General features: G+C 70.4%; 20 protein-coding genes. 12 read left to right on the forward strand and 8 right to left on the reverse strand.

All coding sequences use genetic code 11. The annotated features are described in order from the left end of the window. Window positions 1-193 precede the first annotated feature (193 nt). The 7 genes from ACFWZ5_RS06845 to ACFWZ5_RS06875 all read left to right on the forward strand — a co-directional run bounded on the left by ACFWZ5_RS06845 (window position 194) and on the right by ACFWZ5_RS06875 (window position 5510). Window positions 194-1132, forward strand: a complete 939-nt coding sequence (locus ACFWZ5_RS06845; RefSeq protein WP_384785096.1) for a hypothetical protein — start codon at window positions 194-196, stop codon at window positions 1130-1132. 49 nt (window positions 1133-1181) lie between these two features. Further along, window positions 1182-1730, forward strand: coding sequence for a carboxymuconolactone decarboxylase family protein (locus ACFWZ5_RS06850; protein ID WP_384785093.1), 549 nt, complete (start codon window positions 1182-1184; stop codon window positions 1728-1730). A gap of 90 nt (window positions 1731-1820) precedes the next feature. Next, window positions 1821-3095 carry an MFS transporter gene (locus ACFWZ5_RS06855; protein WP_384785090.1) on the forward strand — a complete coding sequence of 425 codons (1275 nt, stop codon included), beginning with the start codon at window positions 1821-1823 and terminating at the stop codon, window positions 3093-3095. A 307-nt stretch (window positions 3096-3402) separates the two neighbouring features. Continuing rightward, on the forward strand, window positions 3403-4176 hold the full coding sequence (locus tag ACFWZ5_RS06860) for a polysaccharide deacetylase family protein (protein WP_384785087.1): 774 nt from the start codon (window positions 3403-3405) through the stop codon (window positions 4174-4176). A gap of 98 nt (window positions 4177-4274) precedes the next feature. Next, complete coding sequence (locus ACFWZ5_RS06865; protein ID WP_384785084.1) at window positions 4275-4463, forward strand: DUF5708 family protein; 189 nt, start codon at window positions 4275-4277, stop codon at window positions 4461-4463. Then, complete coding sequence (locus ACFWZ5_RS06870) at window positions 4463-4993, forward strand: TetR/AcrR family transcriptional regulator (protein WP_384785081.1); 531 nt, start codon at window positions 4463-4465, stop codon at window positions 4991-4993. The genes ACFWZ5_RS06865 and ACFWZ5_RS06870 overlap by 1 nt, the downstream gene beginning before the upstream one ends. A 61-nt stretch (window positions 4994-5054) precedes the next feature. Continuing rightward, the gene (locus ACFWZ5_RS06875) at window positions 5055-5510 is read left to right on the forward strand and encodes a hypothetical protein (protein WP_384785078.1); all 456 of its coding nucleotides are present in this window, start codon (window positions 5055-5057) and stop codon (window positions 5508-5510) included. Here ACFWZ5_RS06875 and ACFWZ5_RS06880 read toward each other — a convergent pair. Next, window positions 5487-6074, reverse strand: coding sequence for a DUF6309 family protein (locus tag ACFWZ5_RS06880; RefSeq protein WP_384785074.1), 588 nt, complete (start codon window positions 6072-6074; stop codon window positions 5487-5489). The genes ACFWZ5_RS06875 and ACFWZ5_RS06880 overlap by 24 nt on opposite strands. A 58-nt stretch (window positions 6075-6132) precedes the next feature. On the opposite strand from ACFWZ5_RS06880, the gene ACFWZ5_RS06885 reads away from it, so the two are divergent. Continuing rightward, on the forward strand, window positions 6133-6699 hold the full coding sequence (locus ACFWZ5_RS06885; RefSeq protein ID WP_384785071.1) for a GNAT family N-acetyltransferase: 567 nt from the start codon (window positions 6133-6135) through the stop codon (window positions 6697-6699). Between the two features lie 24 nt (window positions 6700-6723). Here the strand turns inward: ACFWZ5_RS06885 and ACFWZ5_RS06890 are convergent, their stop codons facing one another. From ACFWZ5_RS06890 to abc-f, 4 genes are all read right to left on the reverse strand, one after another. Then, a complete protein-coding gene (locus ACFWZ5_RS06890) occupies window positions 6724-7284 on the reverse strand; it encodes a hypothetical protein (protein ID WP_384785068.1) in 561 nt (186 codons plus the stop codon). Window positions 7285-7463: 179 nt separating this feature from the next. Then, on the reverse strand, window positions 7464-8033 hold the full coding sequence (locus ACFWZ5_RS06895; RefSeq protein WP_384785065.1) for a CGNR zinc finger domain-containing protein: 570 nt from the start codon (window positions 8031-8033) through the stop codon (window positions 7464-7466). Window positions 8034-8075: 42 nt separating this feature from the next. After that, complete coding sequence (locus tag ACFWZ5_RS06900; protein ID WP_384785062.1) at window positions 8076-9818, reverse strand: ABC-F family ATP-binding cassette domain-containing protein; 1743 nt, start codon at window positions 9816-9818, stop codon at window positions 8076-8078. 79 nt (window positions 9819-9897) lie between these two features. Next, window positions 9898-11532: a ribosomal protection-like ABC-F family protein gene (gene abc-f / locus ACFWZ5_RS06905; protein ID WP_384785059.1), complete on the reverse strand. Its 1635-nt coding sequence runs from the start codon at window positions 11530-11532 to the stop codon at window positions 9898-9900. A gap of 423 nt (window positions 11533-11955) precedes the next feature. Between abc-f and ACFWZ5_RS06910 the strand changes: the two genes are divergently transcribed. Both ACFWZ5_RS06910 and ACFWZ5_RS06915 read left to right on the forward strand, forming a co-directional pair. After that, the gene (locus ACFWZ5_RS06910) at window positions 11956-16071 is read left to right on the forward strand and encodes a GDSL-type esterase/lipase family protein (protein ID WP_384785056.1); all 4116 of its coding nucleotides are present in this window, start codon (window positions 11956-11958) and stop codon (window positions 16069-16071) included. Window positions 16072-16167: 96 nt separating this feature from the next. Next, the gene (locus ACFWZ5_RS06915) at window positions 16168-16629 is read left to right on the forward strand and encodes a cupin domain-containing protein (RefSeq protein WP_384785053.1); all 462 of its coding nucleotides are present in this window, start codon (window positions 16168-16170) and stop codon (window positions 16627-16629) included. Here ACFWZ5_RS06915 and ACFWZ5_RS06920 read toward each other — a convergent pair. Next, complete coding sequence (locus tag ACFWZ5_RS06920; protein ID WP_384785050.1) at window positions 16626-17063, reverse strand: SsgA family sporulation/cell division regulator; 438 nt, start codon at window positions 17061-17063, stop codon at window positions 16626-16628. The two genes, ACFWZ5_RS06915 and ACFWZ5_RS06920, sit on opposite strands and share 4 nt — an antisense overlap. Window positions 17064-17297: 234 nt before the next feature. Here ACFWZ5_RS06920 and ACFWZ5_RS06925 point away from each other — a divergent pair, with 234 nt between their 5' ends. Beyond that, window positions 17298-18104, forward strand: coding sequence for an alpha/beta hydrolase (locus ACFWZ5_RS06925; protein WP_384785047.1), 807 nt, complete (start codon window positions 17298-17300; stop codon window positions 18102-18104). Window positions 18105-18121: 17 nt separating this feature from the next. On the opposite strand, the gene ACFWZ5_RS06930 is transcribed toward ACFWZ5_RS06925, so the two are convergent. Beyond that, window positions 18122-20890: an AAA family ATPase gene (locus tag ACFWZ5_RS06930; protein WP_384785044.1), complete on the reverse strand. Its 2769-nt coding sequence runs from the start codon at window positions 20888-20890 to the stop codon at window positions 18122-18124. Window positions 20891-21035: 145 nt separating this feature from the next. Continuing rightward, complete coding sequence (locus ACFWZ5_RS06935; RefSeq protein WP_384785437.1) at window positions 21036-21524, reverse strand: TetR/AcrR family transcriptional regulator; 489 nt, start codon at window positions 21522-21524, stop codon at window positions 21036-21038. A gap of 281 nt (window positions 21525-21805) precedes the next feature. Between ACFWZ5_RS06935 and ACFWZ5_RS06940 the strand changes: the two genes are divergently transcribed. Next, window positions 21806-23248 carry an aldehyde dehydrogenase gene (locus tag ACFWZ5_RS06940; RefSeq protein ID WP_384785041.1) on the forward strand — a complete coding sequence of 481 codons (1443 nt, stop codon included), beginning with the start codon at window positions 21806-21808 and terminating at the stop codon, window positions 23246-23248. Window positions 23249-23299 lie beyond the last annotated feature (51 nt).

The raw sequence follows: 23299 nt of genomic DNA on the forward strand, positions 1-23299 counted from the left end.
TCAGAGGATCTTCGCCTCGTGCGTGCGAGACCTGAGGCATGCACCGGCCAGTCGGTCACCGAAGCCACTTCGGCAGGGCCCCTCGGAAGATTTCACCCGTCGAGGTAGCCGGAGTACCCCCCGGGGGTATATGGTTCTGATCGTTAGCCCGAACGGGCGGCGCCGGAAGGCGCACTATACGAATGGGGATGTCATGTCGATTCACGCGGGTCACGACCAGGGCAGCCACGGGAACCACGACGGCCACGGCGGCCACAGCAACCATGGTGGTCACAACGGCCACGGTGGTCATGGGGGGCACGGTGGTCACGGAGGTCATGAAGGTCACGGTGGGGCCCGGCCCGGTGGCCTGTCGGTCTCCGAGAACGGCTACACCCTTGAGCTCGATTCGACGATCCTCACCGCCGGCGTACAGCCGATCAGCTTCCGCGTGACGGGACCCGACGGGCAGGCGGTGACCGAGTTCGTGGCCGAGCACGAGAAGGAGCTGCACTTCATCGCCGTCCGGCGCGACACGGCCGGGTTCCAGCACGTGCACCCGGTGCGGGACGAGAAGGGCACCTGGAGCGTCGAACTGGCCCTGGAGCCGGGGGACTGGAGATTCTTCACCGACATCCACCCGGTCGGCCACGACGGCACCATGACGCTGGGCATCGACGTCGCGGTCGCCGGGCCGTACGACCCGCGGCCGCTCCCCGAGGCCACCGGGATCGCGCAGATCGGCGAGTACACCGTCGCGCTCGACGGCGAACTCGTGCCCGGTGAGGCGAAGCAACTGACCCTCACCGTCAGCCGGAACGGCAGCCCCGTCACCGACCTCCAGCCCTACCTGGCCGCGTACGGACACCTGGTGGCCCTGCGGGTCGGCGACCTGGGCTACCTCCACGTCCACCCGGAGGGCGAGCCCGGCGACGGCACCACCGCACCGGGACCCGAGATCACCTTCATAGCGGCCGCGCCTTCGGCCGGCACCTACCGCCTGTACCTGGACTTCCAGCACAACGACGTCGTCCGGACGGCCGAGTTCACGGTGCGGACCACCCCGCGAGCGGACGCGGCACCCCAGGCCGCATCCGAGCACACGAACCATCACGACGGCGGCCACCACCACGGCCACCACGCACACCACTGACCGTCTAGGGACGCCGACCCAGTACGTACCCCACACCGGAAGGAGCGTCATGCCCCGCCTGACCCGACTCACGCCCGACACGGCGGTCGGCGCCTCGCGCGACCTCCTCGCCGACCTGGTCTCCCGCCATGGCCAGATCGGTGACATGGTCTCCACGATGGCGCACTCACCGGCCGTACTGGGCGGCTACCTCCAGCTCAGCCGGGCCATGGGACGAGCCAAACTCGACCGCAGGATCAGCGAACGGATCTCCATCGCCGTCCAGGCCCTCCAGGGATGCGGGCTCTGCCTCGACGCACATGTCCGTGCCGCCCGCGCCCTGGGGGTGGACGAGGAAGAGATCGAGCGGGCCCACGCGGGCACCTCGGCCGATCCCGCGATCGCGGCGATCATCACCCTCGCCCTCCAGGTCTATCGCGAGCCGACGTCGATCACCGACGAACAGGTCGGCGCGCTGCGCGAGCACGGCTACAGCGACCGCGCGATAGCCGACGTCGTCGGCGTCGTCGCACTCAACATCCTCACCGGCGCCTTCAATCTGCTCGCCGGCCTCACACCGGGGGCCGGCCTCACCGCGGGGAGCGACACCGGTGCGTAGAGAAGACACCCCCGCCTGTACGCGCGGGGCACGGCCCTCACCCCGGGGCCGTGCCCCGCCACATGGACATGGACACGGAAGGAACCCGTCATGTCTCTGTTCGCCATCCGCGACTACCGCCGCCTGTTCGGTGCCCAGGTCATCGCCCTGTTCGGCACGGGACTCACCACAGTGGCCCTCGGGCTGCTCGCCTACGACCTCGCGGGCCCGCGCGCCGGCATGGTCCTCGGCACCGCCCTGACCATCAAGATGGTCATGTACGTCGTCATCGCCCCGCTGGCCGCCGCGTACGTCGACCGGCTCCCGAGGAGAACCCTCCTGGTCCTCCTCGACGTGGTCCGCGGTGCGGTGGTCCTGGCACTGCCGCTGGTCAGCGAGGTCTGGCACATCTACGTCCTGATCGGCCTGCTCCAGGCCGCCTCCGCGGCGTTCACCCCGACGTTCCAGGCCGTCATCCCCGACATCGTCACCGACGAGTCCGACTACACCCGTGCCCTGTCCGCCTCCCAGGTCGCCTCCACCATGGAGAGCCTGCTCAGCCCCGTCCTCGCAGCCGTCGCCCTGACGTTCATGAGCTTCGACTGGCTGTTCCTCGGCACCTCCGCCGGATTCCTCATCTCCGCCCTGCTCGTCCTGGCCACCCACATCCCGGACGCCCGCCCCAGCACCCACACCAAGGCATGGGACAAGGCGGCAGCGGGCATCAGGACCTTCCTCACGACCCCACGCCTGCGCGGCATCATGGCGCTCAACCTCGTGGTCGCGGCGGCAGGTTCGATCGTCGTCGTCAACACCGTCAACTACGTACGTGACGAGCTCGGCGGCTCACAGTCGTACGTCGCCTTGATGCTCGCCGCCTCCGGCACCGGCACCCTCCTGTCCGCCCTCGCCCTGCCCCGCGTTCTCGACCGGGTCGCTGCCCGCACCGTGATGATGACCGGAGCCGGAGTCCTCGTCGGTGGCACGACCGCCGCGGTGACGCTCATCGCGACCGGCCTCACCACCTGGACCGGCACGGCGGTCATCTGGACCGTGATCGGCGTCGGCATGGCGCTGATCATCACGCCGACCGGCAAGGTCCTGCGCGCCTCCGTCACACGGAACGAGATCCCCGAGGCGTTCGCGGCCCAGTTCTCCCTGTCGCACCTGGCCTGGCTGATCACCTATCCGATCGCGGGCTGGCTCGGCACCAACGCAGGCTTCACCGTTGCCTGGTCCGTCCTTGCGGCCCTTGCCGCAGCGGGAGCGATCGGTGCCCTCCTCCTCTGGCCGCGCCGCGACGGACGAGGAACCACGACCGGACTCACGACCTCCGCCTGGCACACGCCCAGCAAGGACCGGTCCACCCTGTCGAAGGCCGCGTGACGTGCCACGTACCGCCGCTCCGCTCTGCGCGGGCGGCGGTCACGGCCTTCTCGCGCGAGACCGGTACTCGTCCGGTGCCGGTGCCGGTGCCGGTGCCGGTGCCGGTGCCGGTGGCGGTGGCGGGATCGGGATCGGGATCAGGTCAATTGGCATGGTTTCGGCCGCTGGCCGCGGTGAGTTGTCCGTGAACCTTCTCGGAATTGTCCGTGATCCGTAACGGAGGCATCCCTGGTGAGCCGTCCCCCGTCCTGCTGGGTGGCCCCAAGGGGGCCGGGGATGTGTGAGGGACAGGGCGAAGGGGGCGGACATGGCACGGCACGGTGGCGGGCGGGGTTGGTACGGCAAGATGGTCGGGGCGGCGCTGGGGGTGACGGTGCTTGCCACCGGTGCCTCGGTGTGGACCGCGCAGGCCGGTGACGTTGACGACTCGTCACCCAAGGCAACCGCGCCTGCCGCGCCGGGCGGCAAGCTCAAGCCGGTCTCGGAGACCATCGCGCACGCCTCGGACAAGGGCAAGCGCGGCGTCAACCTCACCATCGACGACGGCCCCGACCCCAAGTGGACCCCTCAAGTCCTCGACCTGCTGCGCCAGTACCGAGTGAAGGCCACGTTCTGCATGGTGGGCACGCAGGCCGAGGCCCACCCGGACCTCGTGAAGAAGGTGGTCGAGGCCGGGCACCGGCTGTGCAACCACTCGGTGTCGCACAACACCGCCATGGACAAGCAGCCCCAGGCCTACCAGTCACAGCAGATACGCGACGCCGAACGCATGATCACCAAGGCGTCCGGGGGCGTACGGCCGATGTACTACCGGGCGCCCGGCGGAGCCTTCACCCCCTACAGCCGCAAGCTCGCCGCCTCCCGTGGCATGCGCCCGCTGGGCTGGAACGTGGACTCCAAGGACTTCGAGCGCCCCGGCACGGACACCATCGTCGCCACCGTCGAGCGGGAGCTGCCGGACGGACCGACCGTCCTGTTCCACGACGCGGGCGGCGACCGCACCCAGACCGTCGAGGCCCTGCGCCGACTCCTGCCCCAGCTCAAGCAGCAGGGCTACACCTTCGGCTTCCCCGTGCGCTGAGCCTGCCTGCAGCACCGGACCGAAGGCTCGTCTCTGTACCTGCATGCAATACAGTCGTACAGTGCAGTTGTGCAGTACGACTGTACAGAGGGGTGGAGATGAGCAAGAACCTGTGGTCGCTCGTGGTGGGCTTCGCCATGCTCGCCGGAGGGCTGGTGCTGTACGTGGTCTTCCGCGACACCGAGACTCCGGTCATCGGTCTGCGGCAGACCGGGTTCGTCCTGGCGGCCCTCGGCGTGGTCGAACTGGGCGCGACGGGCTGGGCGATGCGCTCGCAAGGCCGCTGATGCGCGGCACCCATCTGCTCGACGCCGTGCTCGACATCCTGGCCGAGCGCGGCATCGACGCACTCAGCGTACGAACGGTCGCCGCCGCGGCGAACGTCTCCCCGTCCCAGGTGCAGTACTACTACCGAACCAAGAGTGAACTGGTCCGCGCGGGATTCGACTACGCGGGCGAGCAGTTCGTGGCCGATATCAGGACGGCGAAGCCCTCGACCCTGCGGGAACTCGTCGAGCAGTGGCTGCCGCTCGACGAGCGGCGGGAGCGGCGCGCCCGGGTCTGGCTCGCCTACGCGGCGGCCTCCGCCGCGGACCCCGTCCTGCAGCAGGAATCCGCAACGCTCGACCAGGACCTGCGCCAATGGTTCACCGACACCGGCCTCAGCGAACAACAGGCAGCCCAACTCTTCGCCCTCATCGACGGGGTGACCGTGCAGTGCCTCGTGCTGCCACGCCCGCAGCGCCGGACACTGGTCGACCGCACGGTCCTGCCGTTCCTCGCCACGCTTCCCGAAGTGTCCATGACGGGCCGTTGAACCCCTTCCGTGATGGAACCGATCCAGTCGGTGCGTCATCTGGCTCGTCGTGGGGTTTTTGATGCTGTTTTTCGGACTGTTCTTCATGGGTGGGTGGGTAGCTGCCGCCGGTGCGTTGGTGTTCGCCGTTGTTGTGCTGGTTCGCATCTGGCCGCAGGCCTGGGTGCGCGACCACGGACCCGCGGCCGTACGGCTGCTGGTGCCGACGCCCGCGTATCTGCGCTTCGACAGGGCGCTTGCCGGGCTGGCCGTCCTGGTCGACCTGTGGCTGATGTCGGGGGCCATTGTGTTCGGGGCGGACGGCATCTTCACTGAGGACTGGATGGGCTACCCCGGCATGATGGATCCCAGCGGGCAGGGATATCAGGCCGGGGTGGTGAGCGCGCTGCGTACGACGGCATGGTGGACGTTCGGGATCGCTGCCTTGTGCCGGTGCTGGATCACGGCTGGTGTGCAGGTGTGCGTTCTGCCGCTGGCGGCCTGGTGGATCGGCTCATTCGAGACCTACTACGCCTGAGCTCGTTCTGTGAGGCCGGTGCGCGGCGTTGCCGGCGGTGCGCGGGGTGAGGTCACCGGCTATGCAGGCGGTCAGCTCCTCGCGTGAGGGAAGGCGACCGGCCAGTTCCCAGGCGAGCAGGCGGTGCAGTCCGTCGAGATGGACCAAGGCGTCGTCGGTGGGCAGGCCCGCGTAGTGGTCGTGCGGCACCGGGCGCGTGGTGAGGTAGATGGACGTGATCGGGGCGGTGCGGAACAGGGTGAGTTTGGCGGTGCAGACGGGGTTGGCCGCCGTGAACTCCGCTTCGTGTGCGCGCAGCAGATCCGCCGCCTGGCCGACCGTGAGGCCGGTGCGCGGGACGAGTTCGCGGCCGCCGCCCTCGCTGAGGTGCCAGGGCAGCAGCACCGAGCGGATGTCAGCGCGGGACAGCCGGATCGCCGACCATGTGCCGAAGGTCGCGTCGGCCAGGCGCAGCACACTGTCCGTGCTCTGGTTGGTGTTGGCCGCGTGGGCGCGGGTGGCGGGGTGGTCCCGGCGGAAGCGGGCACGCACCTCGTCGAAGGGGATCGGGCCGATGATCTGCATCCGCGCAGTCTTCCACCGTATGTTTGTTTTCATCTTGCTGTTTGAGATGCTTGGCGCCATGTCCCAAGTGATCCTGCGTACCGAGCGGCTCCATCTGGCCCCGCTGTCCGACGAGCATCTGGAATATCAGCTGGAGCTGGATGCCGACCCCGAGGTGATGCGTCACCTGGGCGGTGCCCGCAGCCGCGAGCAGGTGGAGGCGGCGCTGCGCGGGAACCTCGCGGACGCGGACCGGGCCGCTGGGCTGGGGTACTGGGCCGGGTTCGCCGAGGCACACTTCGTCGGGTACTGGATCCTGCGGCCGACGGGAGCCGCCGACGAGGAACCGGTGCCAGGGCAGGCCGAGCTCGGATTCAAGATCCTGCGGCGCTTCTGGCGGCAAGGGCTCGGCAGCGAGGCGGCGCGCGAGCTGCTCCGGCACGGGTTCGAGGACCTCGGACTGACCCGGATCAGCGCCATGGCGACGGCGGCCAACACCGCATCGCTGGCCACGCTGACCGCTCTCGGCCTGCAGCACGTACGCGACTTCGAGGCGGACGCCGATGACTTCCCGCCGGGTACCGACCTGCGCGCGGTCGAGTACGCGATCACCCAGGAGCAGTGGCATGGAGTCCGCACTGCGTGATCGGCTCTTCGGCGAGCGGGAGCCTCAGTCGGCGTCGGGCGAGTCCACGACGGTGTACATGACTGACCGCTGCTGCTTGTGGCGCTCGATGCGGCCCTTGGCGACCAGGGACTCAAGGGTGTTCCGCACCACCTGAGGTGTCGGATTGCGACTCGGGTGCTTCTCGATGAGCTCGTCCCGGAGTTCCTTCGCCAGACGCGGCTCGTCATGGCCGTTGAGCAGGGTCAACAGCAGGTCCCCGAGGAGAGGTTGGCTTGATTTGCCCTTGGCGCCGCGCTTCGGTGCGGCCTCTGTAGGAGCCGTCCCGCTCGGCACCGAAGCCCGCGCCGTCGCAGCGGTGCCGCTTCGGCGATTCGTCTTCGTGACCGCGGCAGTGTCCTGTGCCTGCTCCGGCAGGCGCGAGGCGTCCGCGAAACCTTCGTACCGCTCGGCGAGGGTGAGTATGTCCGTCAGGAGGGTTTCCTCCTGCTTCAGCAGCTCCATCTGCTGCGCAAGCTCCTCCTGACGCCTGCGGTTCTCCTCCAGTTCCGACGCGACCTGTTCCACGTACCGCGACCGGAGCTTGGCGGCTGATTGGCTGCTCACAACCGTTCACTCCCTCGATATGGATGATGCTGCGCATGGTACCCACGCCGAGGGCCACGTGCAGGAGGGTGTCGACGCCGGACGGCCCGTCGAACATGTTTACTCATCACCATAAACGCACATGTGCCCCGGCACGGACGGGGCACATGTGAAACGTCACGACATGTCGTGGGATGGCCTCACAGCGACGACGTGTGTGTGATGGGCGCGGTCCTCTTCCGCGCGCGGTAGGCCGCAGCCTTGATCTTGTTGCCGCAGGACTCCATGCCGCACCACTGGCGCCGCATGCCGCGGGAGCGGTCGACGTAGACGCGCGTGCACTCCGGGTTGCCGCACTCCTTCAGGAGCGGGACGTCCGGGCCGCTGAGCAGTTCGACGGCCAGCCGGGCGACGGTCGCCAGGGCCTGACCGGGGGTCGCCTCATTGTGCCGCCCGGTGACGGAGAGCTGAGGCGTCACGGGAGTCCGGCGTGCGGCGCCGTTGAGGACGGCGAGCGCCTCGCGGTCGAACTCCTCGCCGAGGCGGCGGTTGGTGAGTAGCCGGTAGAGGGCCTCGCGGACGGTCGTCGCCGCCCGGACGTCGTCCTCGTCGCCGGGGGTGATCGTGTCCACGATCCCGGACTCCAGATACCAGGCGTTCAGCCGCTCCGGCGTCACGAACATCTCGAACCGGGTCGAGCGGCGCGCACGGAGCGTGGCCGCGAAGTCGAGCGCCGGATGCCCGCAGACGAAGACGTGGTCGAGGTTCACATCACCATCCTGACAGGTGACTGTCAGGGGGCACAAGAATCGTCACCCCAGCCGGAGCTCGCGTCCCCGCCACCGTCGGCGCAGCCAGCGGTCATGGCTCGCGAGGACGATCGCGCCCGGACCGCTGCCCAGGGCCTCCTCCAGTTCGTCGCACAGGCGCGGGGAGAGATGGTTGGTGGGCTCGTCGAGCAGCAGCAGTTGGGGCGGGTGGGCCGCCAGGAGGGCCAGCGCGAGCCGTCGGCGCTGCCCGACGGAGAGTCGGCCCACGGGTGTGTCCAGGTCTCCCGCGTGCATCAGGCCGAGCGAGCTCAGCGGTGTCCGCTCGGCCCGCGCGGGCCCCAGCGACAGCTCGTAGGTGTCACGGACCGTGCGGTCGGGCCGGTCGAACACGGTGTCCTGGGTGAGCAGCCCCACCGTCAGACGGTGCCGTCTGCGCACCATGCCCTCGGCGGCGAGATGTCCGGCGAGCACGGCGAGCAGCGTCGACTTGCCCGCCCCGTTGCCGCCGGTGACCAGCAGGCGGTCGGTGGCCGACACGTCCAGAGCGGCGAGGGCGAGGCGCCCCGGCACTCGTACGTCCCGCAGCGAGACCAGGGGCAGCGCGCCCGCCGCCGTGCTCGTAGCCAGTGAGCCGTCCTCCGCTCCCGTGGCCAGCGCGCCCGCCGCCGTGCCCGTAGCCAGTGAGCCGTCCTCCGCACCCGTGACCGGCGCGTCTTCCTCCGCTCCCGCGGCCAGTGCCTCGGCCGCGAACCGCAGCGGGCGCGGCGGCTCGGCGATCTGGGCGCGCGTCAGTTCCTCAAGGCGCCGTGCGGCATTGCGGACCCGGCGGGAGATCTGGTTCTGCACCCGGCCCGCCCGGTGGCCGTAGCCCATCTTCTCGTTGTCGCGCGGTCCCCGGTCCGGCGCGACCAGGTGCGCGGTCACGCTCGCCGCGTGCCGTAGCTGCGCCAACTCCGCCTGCTCCTCGGCGTACCGGCGTTCCCAGCGCGCCCGCTCGGCGCGCTTCTCGCTCACGTAGGCGCTGTAGTTGCCGCCGTAGCGGACCGGTCCTGCCACCGCGGGGTCGAGGTCGATCAGGTCGGTGCAGACGGCGTCGAGGAAGGCCCGGTCGTGGCTGGCGGCCACCACGGTTCCGGGCAGGTCGCGGACCTGCTGTTCCAGGAAGGCGGCGGCGCCGTCGTCGAGGTGGTTGGTCGGCTCGTCGAGGAGCAGCGCCGACGGCCGCCGGACGAGCAGCGCGGCCAGGGCGAGGCGACCGCGCTGCCCGCCGGACAGTGAGCCGAGCGTGCGGTCGTGCCCGAGCGCGCCCAGGCCGAGGCCGTCGAGGACCAGGGCCGCGCGGCGGTCGGCGTCCCAGGACTCGCGGTCCTGGGCCTGTTCGAGGTGCCTGCCGTAGGCGTCGAGGAGTTCCTGGTGGCCGGGGGCGTCTTCGGGGACGAGGGCGAGCTCCTCGCTGAGCCGTTCGAGCTCCGTGAGGTCGGCGCGGGCCTCGCGCAGCGCGTCGTCGAGCACCGCAGCGATGGTCGATTGCGCGTCGAAGGGCATCTCTTGGTGCAGAAGACCGAGGTCGGCGGGGCGCGACACGCTCCCGGCGTCCGGCTCGTCCGCACCGGCGAGGAGCCTGAGCAGGGTGGACTTGCCGACGCCGTTCTCCCCGATCAGACCGATGCGGTGGCCGGGGGACGCGGTCAGGGAGACGCCGTCGAGGACGCGTCGGCCCCCGAGGTCGCGGACGAGGTCATGGGCGAGCAGAGCGGCCTTGGAGGCAGGGGCTGTTCGGGGCACAGGGGTTCCGTCCGACGTGGTGGGTGGTCGGCCCGCGGGGCGCACCGCCTCGGCGCGGGCCACTGCACACGTCGACGGCTCACACCGCGGGCGCCCCGGTCTCCTTGAGTGCTCCGTCGGCCAGCCGCAGCCAGCGGTTCACCCCGATCTCGGCGAGGAACCGCTCGTCGTGGCTGATCACCATGAAGGCGCCCTGGTAGGAGTTGAGCGCGCCCTCCAGCTGGGCCGCGCTGACCAGGTCGAGGTTGTTGGTCGGCTCGTCGAGCAGGAGCAGCTGCGGGGCCGGTTCGGCGCACAGCACGCAGGCCAGCGTCGCGCGCAGCCGCTCGCCGCCGGAGAGCACCCCGACGGGCAGATGGGCCCGCGGACCCCGGAAGAGGAAGCGGGCGAGCAGGTTCATCCGCTCCGCCTCGGGTCGCTCCGGGGCGAACGCGGCGAAGTTCTCCGCCACGGTGCGGTCCAGGTCCAGCAGGTCAAGGCGCTGCGAGAGGTACGCGATCCGGCCGTCGTTGCGCTTGATCTCCCCGCTGTCCGGGGCGAGTTCGCCGGTGACCAGGCGCAGCAGCGTGGTCTTGCCCGCGCCGTTGGGCCCGGTCAGCGCGATGCGCTCGGGGCCGCGGACGGTCAGGTCGACGCCGCCGTCGGCGAACACGGCCCGGTCGCCGTGGTGGACCTGCATCCCTTCGCCGAGGAAGAGGTTGCGCCCGGCGGGCACCTGCGTGTCGGGCAGTTCGAGGGTGATGCGCTGTTCGTCGCGCAGTGCGCGTCCGGCCTCGTCGAGGCGGGCCTTGGCCTCGCTGACCCGGGCCGCGTGCAGCTGACCCGACCGGCCCGCGGACTCCTGGGCGCCGCGCTTCATGTTGCCCGCGAAGATGCGCGGCAGACCGGCGTTCTTGAGGTTGCGGGCGGCGTTGCTCTGCCGGCGTTCGGCGCGTTCGCGGGCCTGCTGCATCTCGCGCTTCTCGCGCTTCAGCTCCTGCTCGGCGTTGCGGACGTTCTTCTCGGCGACCTCCCGCTCGGCGCGCACGGCCTCCTCGTACGCGGTGAAGTTGCCGCCGTAGAAGCGCAGTTCGTCGCGGCCGAGCTCGGCGACGCGCTCCATGCGGTCGAGCAGCGCGCGGTCGTGGCTGACCAGGAGCAGACAGCCGGTGAAGTCCGCGAGGACGTCGTAGAGCTTGTGGCGGGCCCGCAGGTCGAGGTTGTTGGTCGGCTCGTCGAGCAGCAGCACGTCGGGGCGCTTCAGCAACTGGGCGGCGAGGCCCAGGGAGACGACCTGGCCGCCGCTGAGGGTGCTCAGTCCCCGGTCCAGGGTGAGGTCGGCCAGGCCGAGGCGGTCGAGCTGGGCGCGGGTGCGCTCCTCGATGTCCCAGTCGTCGCCGATGGTGGTGAAGTGCTCCTCGCTCACGTCGCCGGACTCGACGGCGTCGAGGGCGCGGATCACCTCGGCGACGCCGAGCACTTCGGCGACCGTGAGGCCGCTGGCCAGGGGGAGGCTCTGCGGGAGGTAGCCGAGCGTGCCGGGGACCGTCAACGAGCCGGTGGCGGGCTTGAGTTCACCGGCGATCAGCTTGAGCAGGGTGCTCTTGCCGGAGCCGTTGGGCGCGACCAGGCCCGTGCGGCCGGTGGTCACGGTGAAGGACAGATCGGTGAAGACCGGAGTGTCGTCGGGCCAGGCGAAGGAGACGTTCGAGCAGACGACGGCGGCGTCGGACATGGAGGTGACCTCAAGAGAGTCGAGGGCGGACAGAGCTCTGCCCTGGGCAGGGTGGGGAAAGGGGGTACGACGAAGAAGGCCACGGCAGCAGCGCTCATGCAGCGCCGACCGACGGCCGGTCACATCCGGATCTCATCCGGAGATGTCGTCTTCACCCACCACGTCTGCGACTCCTTGATCAAACGATCGGTCCCTCGCAGCGTAGCAGGTGTCGAGCCGCGCCCGGTCCGAATATCGACGGCGCAGGCAAATGTTTGGAATACATGTGTGTGCGGGCGGCGACATGTGCCGTACGGTGACTGCGCACCGAGCTCACACGTGTGAGCTCGACCGACCGAACAGGAAGAGAGAGACGGACAGTTGTCCATACGTATGCCGGATCGCAGGTCCCGGCACAGACCGAGCCCCTGGCGGGCGGGCGCGGTGGCGCAAGCCCTGTGCGTGGCGATGCTCGCCTCGCTCGTCACGTTACTCGCGCCCGCGTCGGCGCAGGCACTGGAGGCCGTCAACGAGTCGGCCGTCACGTTCAACATGCAGGGCGGCACCTCGTGGTTCGACGTCAGGACGAAGCTGGTCCCCAACGCCGACGTCGTGGCTCTGCAGGAGGCCACGACGCCCCCTGACCAGAACTTCATCAAGGACGCGAAGGTGATCGCCGACAACGACGACGACACTACGAAGACCCCCGGGGGATATCCCGGCCTGAAGTACCGGCTGTACGCGAAGAAGTGGGGCGGCCAGGGCCGGCGGCAGCCGGACGGAGTCCTGCTCTACCTGAAGATCAAGGACAAGGCCGCCTGGGGCCCCGACCCCGGCGCGACCGCTCCCGGTGGCACTCCCGGTACCGACCCCGACGACCAGGAGGAGAAGGACGAGGGGGACGCCGGAAAGCCGGCCAGGGACCGCAACAACCAGAAGTCCATGGCGATCTGGCTGCGCCAGGTGCCCAAGGAGCTCGACGACCTCAAGTCCCGCGTCAAGATCTTCCCGGCCGAGGACGCGAAGAACAAGTGGATCAGATCGCGCCCCGCGTTCGGCGTGGAGGTCGGCGGCACCTGGTACTTCAACATCCACGCCGCGTCGATCCGTACCAACGACAAGCCCAACCCGCACACCTCCGCCCTGATCGACACGATCACGCGGCAGATGGCCGGCAAGCGGTGGCGGGCCCTGGGCGACTTCAACAGCCTTGCGGAGACCAGCCGCGGCACCTTCCCCCACACGTTCTACGCGGCGAAGGACGGCAAGGCCGTCGAGACGCAGCAGTCCCACTACGCGCTCGACTACATGATCGCCAGTGACGAGCTGGAGAACCTCGTTGTGACACGGAGCGGGCAGAAGGGCGAATCGGACCACTATCCCGTGAGGTTCGCCCCGGGGGGCGGCCCGGACTGCCCGACCTCGTGGAAATTCCTGTACGAGACCGTCTACAACCCCAAGCCCAAGGCGCAGCGCGCCGCGCGTGCCGCCCAGGACACCTGCGGTCCGCCGTCCGCGGTGGTCTCCATGGGCGACAGCTACATCTCCGGCGAGGGCGGCCGATGGGCCGGCAACGCCGCGGCCTCCGCGGCCGGCTCCGTGTGGGGCACCGACCGGGCCGCGGTGAACTGCAACGGCGAGGAGAGCGCCTGCGACCACGACCTGAAGAAGGTCTACGGCGACACGTCGTACGACAAGGGCGGCAGCGCGTGCGACCGCTCCGACTCCGCCGAGATCAAGGGCGTCGACTTCGAAGGCGTACCGGCGGAGCGGCGGTTCAACATCGCCTGCTCCGGCGCGACGACGGACAACGTCACGACGACCGGCTTCAAGGGCCAGCGGCCCCAGGTCGACGACCTGCGGGACATCGCCCAGGACCACGACGTACGCCTCGTCGTCCTGTCGATCGGCGGCAACGACCTGAAGTTCGCCGACGTCCTCCAGGACTGCGTCAAGGCGTACTTCTACCCGTCCCTGTTCAACAAGGGCTGCCGCGGCGCCAAGGAGAAGGAGTTCTCCGAAGGCCTCGGACCGGTGCGGGACAAGGTCGTGAAGTCGGTCGAGGCGATCCGCGGGACGCTGCGCGAGGCGGGCCAGGAGGACGGCACGTACCAGATCGTGCTCCAGTCCTACCCCAATCCGCTGCCCCTGGGGCGCGACTACCGCGACCCGGAGAACGCGCCCGTCCCGCCGGCCAACTACAGCCGGTACCTGAGCGGCGGCTGCCCCTTCCTGGACGCGGACAGCGACTGGGCGCACACCTCGGTGGTGCCCCGGATCAGCGCCATGCTCCGGGGCGCGGCGAACGAGGCCGGGGTGTCCTTCCTGGACCTCCAGGACGCGTTCGCCGGGCACGAGCTGTGCAGCAGGACGACGCGGCAGGCGAACAAGGACCACAAGCTGTCCTCCCCGCTGGGCGCCGAGCACGCCGAGTGGGTGCGCTGGGTGCCGTACGTGGTCGACGGCCTCAAGGACCTGCCGTGGCAGGCCCAGGGCAACCAGCAGGAGGCCATCCACCCCAACCACTACGGCCAGCAGGCCCTGTCCGCCTGCCTGACGAAGATCGCGGCGAAGCTCGGTGACTCCCCGGTGTTCTCGTCCTGCGCGGGCAAACCGGCCGGCCGGCCCGGAGACGTCGACGGGTCGGTCGACACCGGCACGGTGCTGAGCAAGGGCAACCGGCGCGGCCCCGTGGCCGGCCTTCCGGACTGGAGCCGGGCCGGATACCGGGGCGGTGAGGTGCTGCCCGGCGCCGCCTTCCGCACCTCCGACCCCGCCTGCCACATCACGCCGTCCGCCCTCGAGCAGCGGTTCAAGGTGCAGGCCGACGACGGGAAGGACGACACCGCCGGGCTGCAGGACGCCATCGACCGGATCCGTGACGCGTGCACGCCCGGCGCGGGTCCCCACAAGCTGTCGGTGATCGAGCTGCCCAAGGGCGTGCTCAACGTCAGCAAGCAGCTCTCCGTGGACGCCTCCTACCTGGTGATCCGGGGCCAGGGGTCGGACCCGGCGAACGGCTCACGGATCGTCTTCCGCCCCGACGAGAACACCCGCTACGACGTCCTGACCGAGAAGGGCGAGCGGTGGAACCAGGGCGCGATGGTCCACAAGTGCGAGTTCACGACGGGCAACAACGTCGGCTCGGGCGGCTGGATCTGGCCGGGACGCGGCCTCTTCCGCGTCCAGACCCGGGAGGTCGCCGAGAAGTACCTGAGGATCTGCGGCTACCCCTCCAAGATCCCGGAGAACCGGCGTGACCTCTTCGAGGGCTCGGTCAACCAGCACTGGGAGTCGGGTGTCGCCGTGGCCGGTTCCCCGAGCGACGCCAACTACGCGGCACGCAAGGGCGACCGGGTCATCCAGCTCAACACGAAGGCGAAGATGGACGGCTTCAAGCCGGGCGGCGACCTGTGGGTGGGCGCGGCGAACAGCCTGAAGTTCTACCAGGCGCAGGAGGTCGCGGGGGCCGCGGCGGACGACGGCCGCTTGGAGAACCTGCACATGCGCCAGCAGGTGTTCACCATCTCCTCCGTGGACGCGGGCAAGCACACCGTCACGATCGACAAGCCGCTGGAGTTCGACGTCCCGGTCGACTCCACGTCCGACGGCTCCCCGCCGCTGGGAGTGGGCGGCAAGCCCTACGCCAGCAAGGTCACCGCGCTGAAGATGATCACCGACGTGGGCTTCGAGGACTTCTCCTTCACCCAGGACATGAACGGCCTGCCCAAGCTCCAGGGCGGCACCTACCAGCTCAGCCCGGCCCAGGCCGTCCACAACTACGGCAACATGGCACCCGAGTACGCCATGCACGGCATCGTCTTCAAGTGGGCCGCCGACTCCTGGGTGCGCGGCGTCCGCGGGGACATGGTCGGCTCCCACCCGGTGGTCACCGAGGTGGCCAGGAACATCCAGGTCGAGCGCAACGTCTTCGACGGCGCCTGGAACAAGGGCAAGGGCGGCAACGGCTATCTGCGCGGCTCCCGCGTCTGGGACTCCCTGTACGCCTTCAACACCACCCGCAACCTGCGGCACTTCACGTTCCAGTGGTCGTCCTCCGGCAACGTCGCCATCGGCAACGACTTCGACTCCGACCTGAACCTGCACGGCGGCTGGGAACGCCGCAACCTGTTCGAGAACAACACCGTGCGCGTGCCCTACAACCACTCCTCCGGAGCGTGCGAGACCAACTGCGGCGGTGAAGGCGGCGGAGGGGACAAGGGCACCTGGTGGCCGATCTACTGGGCCGCCGGGAGCAAGGGCATCGGCTGGTCCGGATCCAGCGGCCCGCAGAACGTCTTCTTCCACAACACCCTGACCAAACAGACGACGTCAGGAGGCCCCTACGCGCCCTACCTGCCCTACGCCGACACCTCCAGGGTGTACCAGTTCGGTTCCGCCGCCGGGGACGAGAGCGCCTTCCAGCACCTGAAGACCGGGGGCGGCCCCATCCAGGACTGGGCCGACAACGAGGGCAACGACTACACCCGGGGTGACGGCGTCAACGCCTCCCGGACCGACCCCGCGCCCTCCTTGTTCCTGCGCGACTACCACTCCTGAACAGCGCGGTTTCGACCGTCCTCCGCCCGTCTACGACCTTTCCCGTCTACGAGTTCTCCCTTCCACGAGTTCTCCTGCCAAGAATCGAGAGACACGATGATCGATCGACGCCTTCTTCTGCGCACCACCGGCGCCGCCGCGGCCGGTGCGCTCGGCGCGGCCGCCCTGTCGACCACCGCCGCGGCCGCGGAGCCCGCCCAGGGTCCGTCCGCACACCCCACCGGGGACCCCGATCCGACCGGGGGCGTCACACGCACCCTCCTCCAGGAACACCCCTCGCCCGCCAAGGGGTGGGAGGCCGTGCAGACACTCGTACGGATACCGCGGCACAAGGAGTCGGGACGGCACAGCCACCCCGGCATCGAGGTCGGCTACATCATCCGCGGTGACGTCCTGATGGAGTTCGACGACAGGCCGCCCCTGCGCCTGCGCACGGGGGACCCGTTCTTCATCCCGCACGGCGCCATCCACAACGCCCGCAACGTCGGCAAGGTGGAGACGATGATGCTCTCCACCTACGTCGTCGACGAGACGAAGCCCCTCGTGACCACCTACTAGAGCCCGCCCGGGCGCATCCCCCGCACCGGATGCGCCCGGCCCGCGGGAACGAGCTCGTAGGTGTGCTCCAGCCACTCCGCAAGAGGCGCCACCGGCAGTGCGAACAGCGCCGCCATGTCACCGGAGGCCAGCTGGAGCCACGCGGTCGCCCGATTCGCCACGGGCGACGGCCAGACCTGGACGTCGCCCGTGCCGCTCCTCGCGTGCAGCCCCTGACAGAGCACATCCCGCTCGATGCGCCACAGGACACGTGGGCCGCCCTCGATGCCGAACTCCGCGCACACGATCGAGGGCGCTTCCGGGGCGAAGGTGAACTCGGCCCTGATCGGCTGGCGGGTGGAGACGTCAAGGACGCGCTCGATGTCCAAGGCCAGCTGGAGCCGGCCGTGCCGTGCCGTTCGGCCGACCTGGACACCCGGTTGATAGCCGCTCATGACGCGTGGATCCTTCCCTGCGGCGGAAGTTGACTCGATCCACTCTCGCCCTCGGCGGGGCTCCCCACATACGTAAGTTGACCGTCGGGATCGACGTGCCGTGACGGGTGCTCGCGCGGCGGGTCGCCAACATTAAGTCATTCGACTGTCGTCCCTGACACGTGTCTGAACCATCCTGAACACAGTCACCGCCGCGCCGGTGCCGGATGGTCGTCATGCTCGGAGGAGCCAGCCGTGAAACGTACTCCCGTCGTGTTCATCCATGGCGCGTGGCTGCACGCGTTGTCCTGGGAGTCGTGGGCGGACCACTTCGCGAGCCGGGGATTCCTCGCCTGCGCGCCCGGCTGGCCCGGGGAGGCCGCTGCCGCCCGGGGCGTGCGCGAGTCGCCGGACGCGCTCGGCCGCGTCGGTCTGGACGTGCTCACCGACCACTACGCCGCGATCGTGCGGTCCTTCGACACCGCGCCGGTGATCGTCGGACACTCGGTGGGCGGGCTCATCGCCCAGCACCTCATCACCGCCGATGTCGGCCGGGCCGCGGTGGCCATCTCCCCCGCGCCGATCAACGACGTTCCTTTGCCCGCGCCGCCCGCCCGGCTGACGTGCCCCGCCCGGAGCGGTCCCGCCGAGCAGGTGATGTCCCTGTCGCTGGAGCAGTTCCACCAGGTGTTCGCGAACACGGTCGCGGGGGAGGAGGCCCGGCGGCTGCACGAACGCTACGGGGTGCCGACCTCCCTCCGCCTGCTCACCGACCTCGGGTACGGGGGTGCGGGCCGCAGCGCGCGTGCCGTGGCGGACGTCCGCAACGCCCGCCGCGGCCCGCTCCTGTTGGTCTCGGGGCAGGAGGACAGGCTCGTACCGGACTCGGCGACGCGCGCCGCGTACAAGCAGTACGGCGACACCACGGCGGTGACCGACCTGAAGCAGTTCGCGGACCGGGCCCATTCGCTCGTCATCGACAGCGGCTGGCGCTTCGTCGCCGACTACGTGCTCCGCTGGCTGAACGAACGCGGTGTGCGCGCCCGCCCCGCGGAGAGCTGAGCTCACACCTGCCGCGGTCAGGTGTTCCGGTCGTCGGGCAGCTTGCCCAGGGCGTCCCGCAGCGCCGCACGGGAGGTGATGCCGAGCTTGGGGAAGACCCGGTAGAGGTGGGAGCTGACGGTGCGCGGCGACAGGTGCATGCGCGCGCCGATCTCCTTGTTGGTCAGTCCGCTGGCGGCGAGGTCCGCGATCCGGCGTTCCTGCCACGTCAGCGCGGCGAGGTCCGCCGTCGTGGTGGGAGCGGCCGCACCGGTGACACGGAGCTCGGACCGGGCCCGCTCGGCCCAGGGGAGTGCGCCGAGGCGCTCGAAGGCTTCGGCGGCGAGGGTGAGGGTGTGGCGCGCGGCCTTGCGCCCCTGGGCGTGGCGGAGACGGATGCCGTGGGCGAGGCGGACGCGCGCGAGTTCGAAGGGGAAGCCGGCGGCCATGGGGTGCGTCTCGGCGCGGTGGTACATGGCGTCGGCGTCGGTGGCGTCGGTGGCGGTCATGGCGAGCGCGCCGTAGGTGACGAGGGCGAGGCGCGGGGAGAGGGAGGGGAGGTCGGCCCGGAGCGCGGCGAGGGCGTGGCGCCGGGCCTGTTCGCCGCGGCCGGTGTGGAGGGCCGCTTCGACGAGGTCGAGGAGGGTGCGGGGGGCTTGGTGGGCGTAGGGAGTGAACGTGCCCGGGAGCGTGATGCCGATGGCGTGGAGGTACGCGGCTTCGTAGTCGCCCTCGGTGAGGGCGGCGGCGGTGCCGATGGCGTCGGCGATCTGGGTCAGGAAGCCGATGCCGCGGGGGCGGGCCCAGGCGTCGACGGTGGCTTGGAGCTCCCGTGCGTGGTCGGTGCGGCCGCGCATCGCGGCGAGCAGGCCGAGATACGCACGTGTGTGGTGGACGAACAGCGCGTTGTCGTGAGACATCGTCAGGTCGAGGCCGCGCCGCCCGGTCCGCTCGGCCTCGTCCCACTCGCCGGCCGCCATCTGGTCGAGCATGATCAGGTGCAGCATGGTCATGGCCGACGCGACGGCGCCGGTGTCCAGCTCGCGGTCGGCGGTGCGCTGGAGGTGCGGCCGGTACGGGCTGAGGACGTCCAGGTGGTACGCGGCGACGCCGAGGCGGGTGACCTCCCACGGTTCGAGCGTGCGGAGGTCGGCGAAGGCGTGCTCCACGCGCTCGCGCACACCCGCGCCGCGACGCACCACGTCGCCCCAAGCGTCCTCGTAGATACGGGAGTTCGGGGACACCAGGTCGCCCAGGGAGGCGAGCAGCTCGTGTGTCCGCTCCCACGAGGTCTCGTCGCTCGCGTACTGGTTGATGGCAAGGAGCAGTTTGACCAGGCGTGTGAGCACCTCGTTCGGTTCCCGCGCGCCGCTGTCCCGGATGTTCTCGATCGCCGCTCGGACGCGGCGCTGGGAGGACCGCACGTCCCCGTCCTCGTACAGCGCGGCGTAGGCCGACGCGAGCACGGAGGCCGGGGAGTCGCCAGGACCTGCTGCGGCGTCGTGGCCGACCAGCTCCTTCGCCCGGTCCAGCAAACCGGCCTGACCGGCGACGAAGGCCGCGTTGCCCAGCCTCCGGGACCGTTCCTCGCGGCTCTCGCTCAGCTCCGCCGCTCGGGTCAGCCAGGACATGGCGGCCAGCGAGCCGCCCCGCAGGGTGGCGGAGTCGGCGGCCTCCTCCAGGGCTGCCGCGACCTGTTCGTCGGGGTCGACGGTCGAAGCCGCCAGGTGCACGGCGCGTCGTTCCACGTCCTGCCGGTGCACGTGCGCGAGGGCCGCGTGGGCGGCACGCCGTTGGTTGGGGGTCGCCATCTGGACGACCGTCGACCGCACCAGAGGGTGCCGGAAGACGAAGTCGTCGTTGAGCGGATTCGTGTCCAACAGGCCGCATGCCGCCGCCTCGTCGGCGTCCCGCATGCGGTAGCGCGTGCCGCGGGTGTGCCCGGTCGCCGTGCCCGCTCCGACGCCGTCCAGGGCGCCGCGCAGCAGTTCCGCGCGTACGGTCGCGTCGAGTGCTTCGATGCGGGCGCCGTACACGTGCTGGAGGCGCAGAGGCAGGGGAGTACCGGTGTACCCGAGCAGCTCGTCGCGGTTGCCCGCCGCCCGGCCGCTGCGCAGTACGTGGGGCGGCAGCTCGAGGAGCGCCAGCGGGTTGCCCTGGGCCTCGTCGAGGACCAGGCGGCGGAGGCGGGGATCCAGGCCGGGGTGGCGCAGGTCGAGGAGGTGCTCGGACGCCTGCTCCGACAGCGTGGCGACGGGCAGTTGGGGCAGCGCTGCCGTGTCGAAGCCCGAGGGCACGTCGGAGCGCAGGCCGATGACGAGCCTGACCGGGCTGCCGGTGAGCCGTCGCCCCACGAACCCGCACACCTCGGTGCTCGACGTGTCGAACCACTGGCCGTCGTCGAGCGCCAGCAGCAGAGGTGTCTGCGCCGCCGCGAGGGAGAGCAGGTCGAGGACGGCGATGCCGAGCGTCATGACCGAGGGCGGCGGCCCCTCGTTCCTGCCGAAGACGACGTCGAAGACCCGGCGGTGACGGTCGTGGAGCCGGTCGATGGAGGGGAGCAGCGGGTACAGGAACTGGTGCAGGCCGGCGAACGGCAGCTCCGACTCGGCCTCCACCCCGGCCGCCCTCACCACCCTGTGCCCCTGGGCCGACGCGAGGTGGGTGACGTGGTCGAGCAGGGCGCTCTTGCCCACACCCGTGTCGCCCCGCAGGACGAGAGCCCGGCCCCCGGCGGCCGTCACGAAGCCGGAGAGGACCTCCTGCTCGTGCTCGCGGCCGACCATCGTCCCGTCGATCGACTCCATCGTTCCCCCACATCCTCCTTCGCCGCACCCGCCCCGAGCGGTGCACGTGCCCGTGCCGTGCCCCTCGTGGAGCCCATCTTGGCGCAGCGGACCAGATGGCCCCAGCGGCTTCGTCACTTGCTATGGCCGAAAACGTTCCTGCCGGTCAGGACGCTCCGAGACCGTGGAGCAGGGTGTCGACGACGACGTCAGCCGCCTGACCGGGGCTCAGCTCGGGCATGTGCCGCAACACCAGGTGCATGAGCTGGGGCAGGAGCGCGCTGGCCCAGCCCTCGGGCTTGTCGCGGCGGAGGAGGCCCTCGTCCGTGGCTCGCCGCAGGAAGGCGTCGACCTCGCGGACGGACGCGTCCCTGCGCTCGCGGATGGCGTCGTCGGTGAGCATGCGGGTGAGGTCGACGGGCCAGATGCGGTTGACCGCGATCACGTTCTCGACGTAGCGGTGCAGGGCTACGGCGACGGGGGCTTCGCGCAGCCGGGCGTCCTCGATGGCCTGCTCGACCGCGGTGAGGCGGGCGTCGTAGATGGCGGCGAGGAGTTCCTCGCGGGAGGCGAAGCGCCGGTAGACGGTGCGCCGGTCCACGCCCGCCTCGGTGGCGATGCTCGCGATGCTGGCGCCGGGGTCGGCGGCGAGCATGCGGGCCCCGGTGGTCAGGACGGCTTCCAGGTTGCGCGCTGCGTCGGCTCTCACGGCCCCGAGTCTAACCAGGGGACGGGGAGTCCGGCGCGGCTAACGCCACGGGTGTGTGAAGCATGGCTGCCAAAGTGGCGCGTTTTTGTGGTGGCTGAGGCGGCAAGCTGTCGTACACGCTCTTAATGTGCGCCACTAATCGACATAACTGCTACATTGATGTGGCAGATAGGCGGCATGGTGGGACGAGCAGACATCACTGAAGAGACTGAAGAGGGAGAGAGCGCATGATCACCTACGGTCGGCTTTTCGTCGGGGGCTCCTGGGTCGAGCCGAGCAACCCGGAGCTGCTCGACATCGCCTCGCCGCACGACCGGTCGGTGGTCGGCCGCGCCGCCCAGGCGCGGCCGGCCGACATCGACCGAGCGGTCTCCGCGGCACGGACGTCCTTCGAGGCGGGCGCGTGGCGCCTGACCCCGCCGGGCGAACGGATCGCGTACATACGGAAGTTCAACGCGCTGCGCGAGGAGCACGCGGAGAAGATCGCGCACCTCATCTCGCTGGAGAACGGCTCGGCCCGGTGGTTCACCCGCGCCGGACAGCCCGGCCTGACCCGGCAGGCGAACGCCCACCTGAAGGCGGCGGAGGAGTTCGGCTGGGAGGAGACGCTCGCCCCCTCCGACCCGGCATCCCCGGTGCGCAGCGTGGTGCGCCGCGAGGCGGTCGGCGTCGTGGCCGCCGTCATCCCGTGGAACTCGCCGTTCTCCTCGGCCACTTCGAAGCTCATCCCCGCCCTGCTCGCGGGCAACTCCGTGGTCCTCAAGGTGTCCCCGGAGAACTCGCTGAGCATGGGCTTCCTGGCCGAGTTGGTGGAGCGGGTGGGGCTGCCGGAGGGGGTGGTCAGCGTGCTGCCCGCGGACCGGGAGACCAGTGAGTACCTGGTGTCGCACCAGGAGATCGACAAGATCGCCTTCACCGGCTCGACCCGGGCCGGGCGCCGCATCGCCTCGATCGCGGGCGAGCAGCTCAAGCGCGTCAGCCTGGAACTGGGCGGCAAGTCCGCCGCGATCATCCTCCCCGACGCCGACATCGAGAAGGCCGTGGCGGGCCTGAAGTTCGGCTCGCTGCTCAACAACGGCGAGTCGTGCATCGCCCAGACCCGGATCCTGGCTCCGCGCGGCCGGTACGAGGAAGTCGTGACCGCGCTGAAGGAACTGGTCGAGTCGCTGCGGGTCGGCGACCCGAACGACCCCGACACGTTCATCGGCCCGATGATCCGCCCCGACCAGCAGCAGCGCGTACGCGACTACATCGAGCTCGGCATCCAGGAGGGCGCCCGCCTGGTCACCGGAGGCCCGCAGATCCCGGCGGGCCTGGAGCAGGGCAACTACGTCACGCCCACCGTCTTCGCCGACGTCGACAACTCCATGCGCATCGCGCAGGAGGAGATCTTCGGCCCGGTCCTGGTCGTCATCGCGTACGACGACGAGGACGACGCCGTCCGCATCGCCAACGACTCCGAGTACGGCCTCTCCGGTGGCGTCTGGTCCTGCGACGAGGAGCACGCCTTGGCGGTCGCCCGCCGGGTCCGCACCGGTACCGTCACGGTCAACGGCGCCGCCGTCGGCTTCGACGGCCCGTTCGGCGGCTTCAAGGCCAGTGGCGTCGGCCGTGAGTACGGCGCGGTGGGCCTCGGCACCTACACCGAGTACAAGACCATCACCGTGTGACGCCGTCAGGCGCCGGTGCGGACCACAGGCGGACGGGTCGTCGACGTCCCG

Source organism: Streptomyces sp. NPDC059003 (assembly GCF_042740445.1).
Lineage (GTDB): Bacteria > Actinomycetota > Actinomycetes > Streptomycetales > Streptomycetaceae > Streptomyces.

What these genes read in the sequence shown, in the direction of transcription:
- ACFWZ5_RS06875 (WP_384785078.1), top strand. Translation starts at nt 5,055, where the DNA reads ATGCTGTTTTTCGGACTGTTCTTCATGGGTGGGTGGGTAGCTGCCGCC.
- ACFWZ5_RS06940 (WP_384785041.1), top strand. Translation starts at nt 21,806, where the DNA reads ATGATCACCTACGGTCGGCTTTTCGTCGGGGGCTCCTGGGTCGAGCCG.
- ACFWZ5_RS06865 (WP_384785084.1), top strand. Translation starts at nt 4,275, where the DNA reads ATGAGCAAGAACCTGTGGTCGCTCGTGGTGGGCTTCGCCATGCTCGCC.
- ACFWZ5_RS06915 (WP_384785053.1), top strand. Translation starts at nt 16,168, where the DNA reads ATGATCGATCGACGCCTTCTTCTGCGCACCACCGGCGCCGCCGCGGCC.
- ACFWZ5_RS06880 (WP_384785074.1), bottom strand. Translation starts at nt 6,074, where the DNA reads ATGCAGATCATCGGCCCGATCCCCTTCGACGAGGTGCGTGCCCGCTTC.
- ACFWZ5_RS06930 (WP_384785044.1), bottom strand. Translation starts at nt 20,890, where the DNA reads ATGGAGTCGATCGACGGGACGATGGTCGGCCGCGAGCACGAGCAGGAG.
- ACFWZ5_RS06920 (WP_384785050.1), bottom strand. Translation starts at nt 17,063, where the DNA reads ATGAGCGGCTATCAACCGGGTGTCCAGGTCGGCCGAACGGCACGGCAC.
- ACFWZ5_RS06870 (WP_384785081.1), top strand. Translation starts at nt 4,463, where the DNA reads ATGCGCGGCACCCATCTGCTCGACGCCGTGCTCGACATCCTGGCCGAG.
- ACFWZ5_RS06885 (WP_384785071.1), top strand. Translation starts at nt 6,133, where the DNA reads ATGTCCCAAGTGATCCTGCGTACCGAGCGGCTCCATCTGGCCCCGCTG.
- ACFWZ5_RS06850 (WP_384785093.1), top strand. Translation starts at nt 1,182, where the DNA reads ATGCCCCGCCTGACCCGACTCACGCCCGACACGGCGGTCGGCGCCTCG.
- ACFWZ5_RS06860 (WP_384785087.1), top strand. Translation starts at nt 3,403, where the DNA reads ATGGCACGGCACGGTGGCGGGCGGGGTTGGTACGGCAAGATGGTCGGG.
- ACFWZ5_RS06935 (WP_384785437.1), bottom strand. Translation starts at nt 21,524, where the DNA reads ATGCTCGCCGCCGACCCCGGCGCCAGCATCGCGAGCATCGCCACCGAG.
- abc-f (WP_384785059.1), bottom strand. Translation starts at nt 11,532, where the DNA reads ATGTCCGACGCCGCCGTCGTCTGCTCGAACGTCTCCTTCGCCTGGCCC.
- ACFWZ5_RS06845 (WP_384785096.1), top strand. Translation starts at nt 194, where the DNA reads ATGTCGATTCACGCGGGTCACGACCAGGGCAGCCACGGGAACCACGAC.
- ACFWZ5_RS06855 (WP_384785090.1), top strand. Translation starts at nt 1,821, where the DNA reads ATGTCTCTGTTCGCCATCCGCGACTACCGCCGCCTGTTCGGTGCCCAG.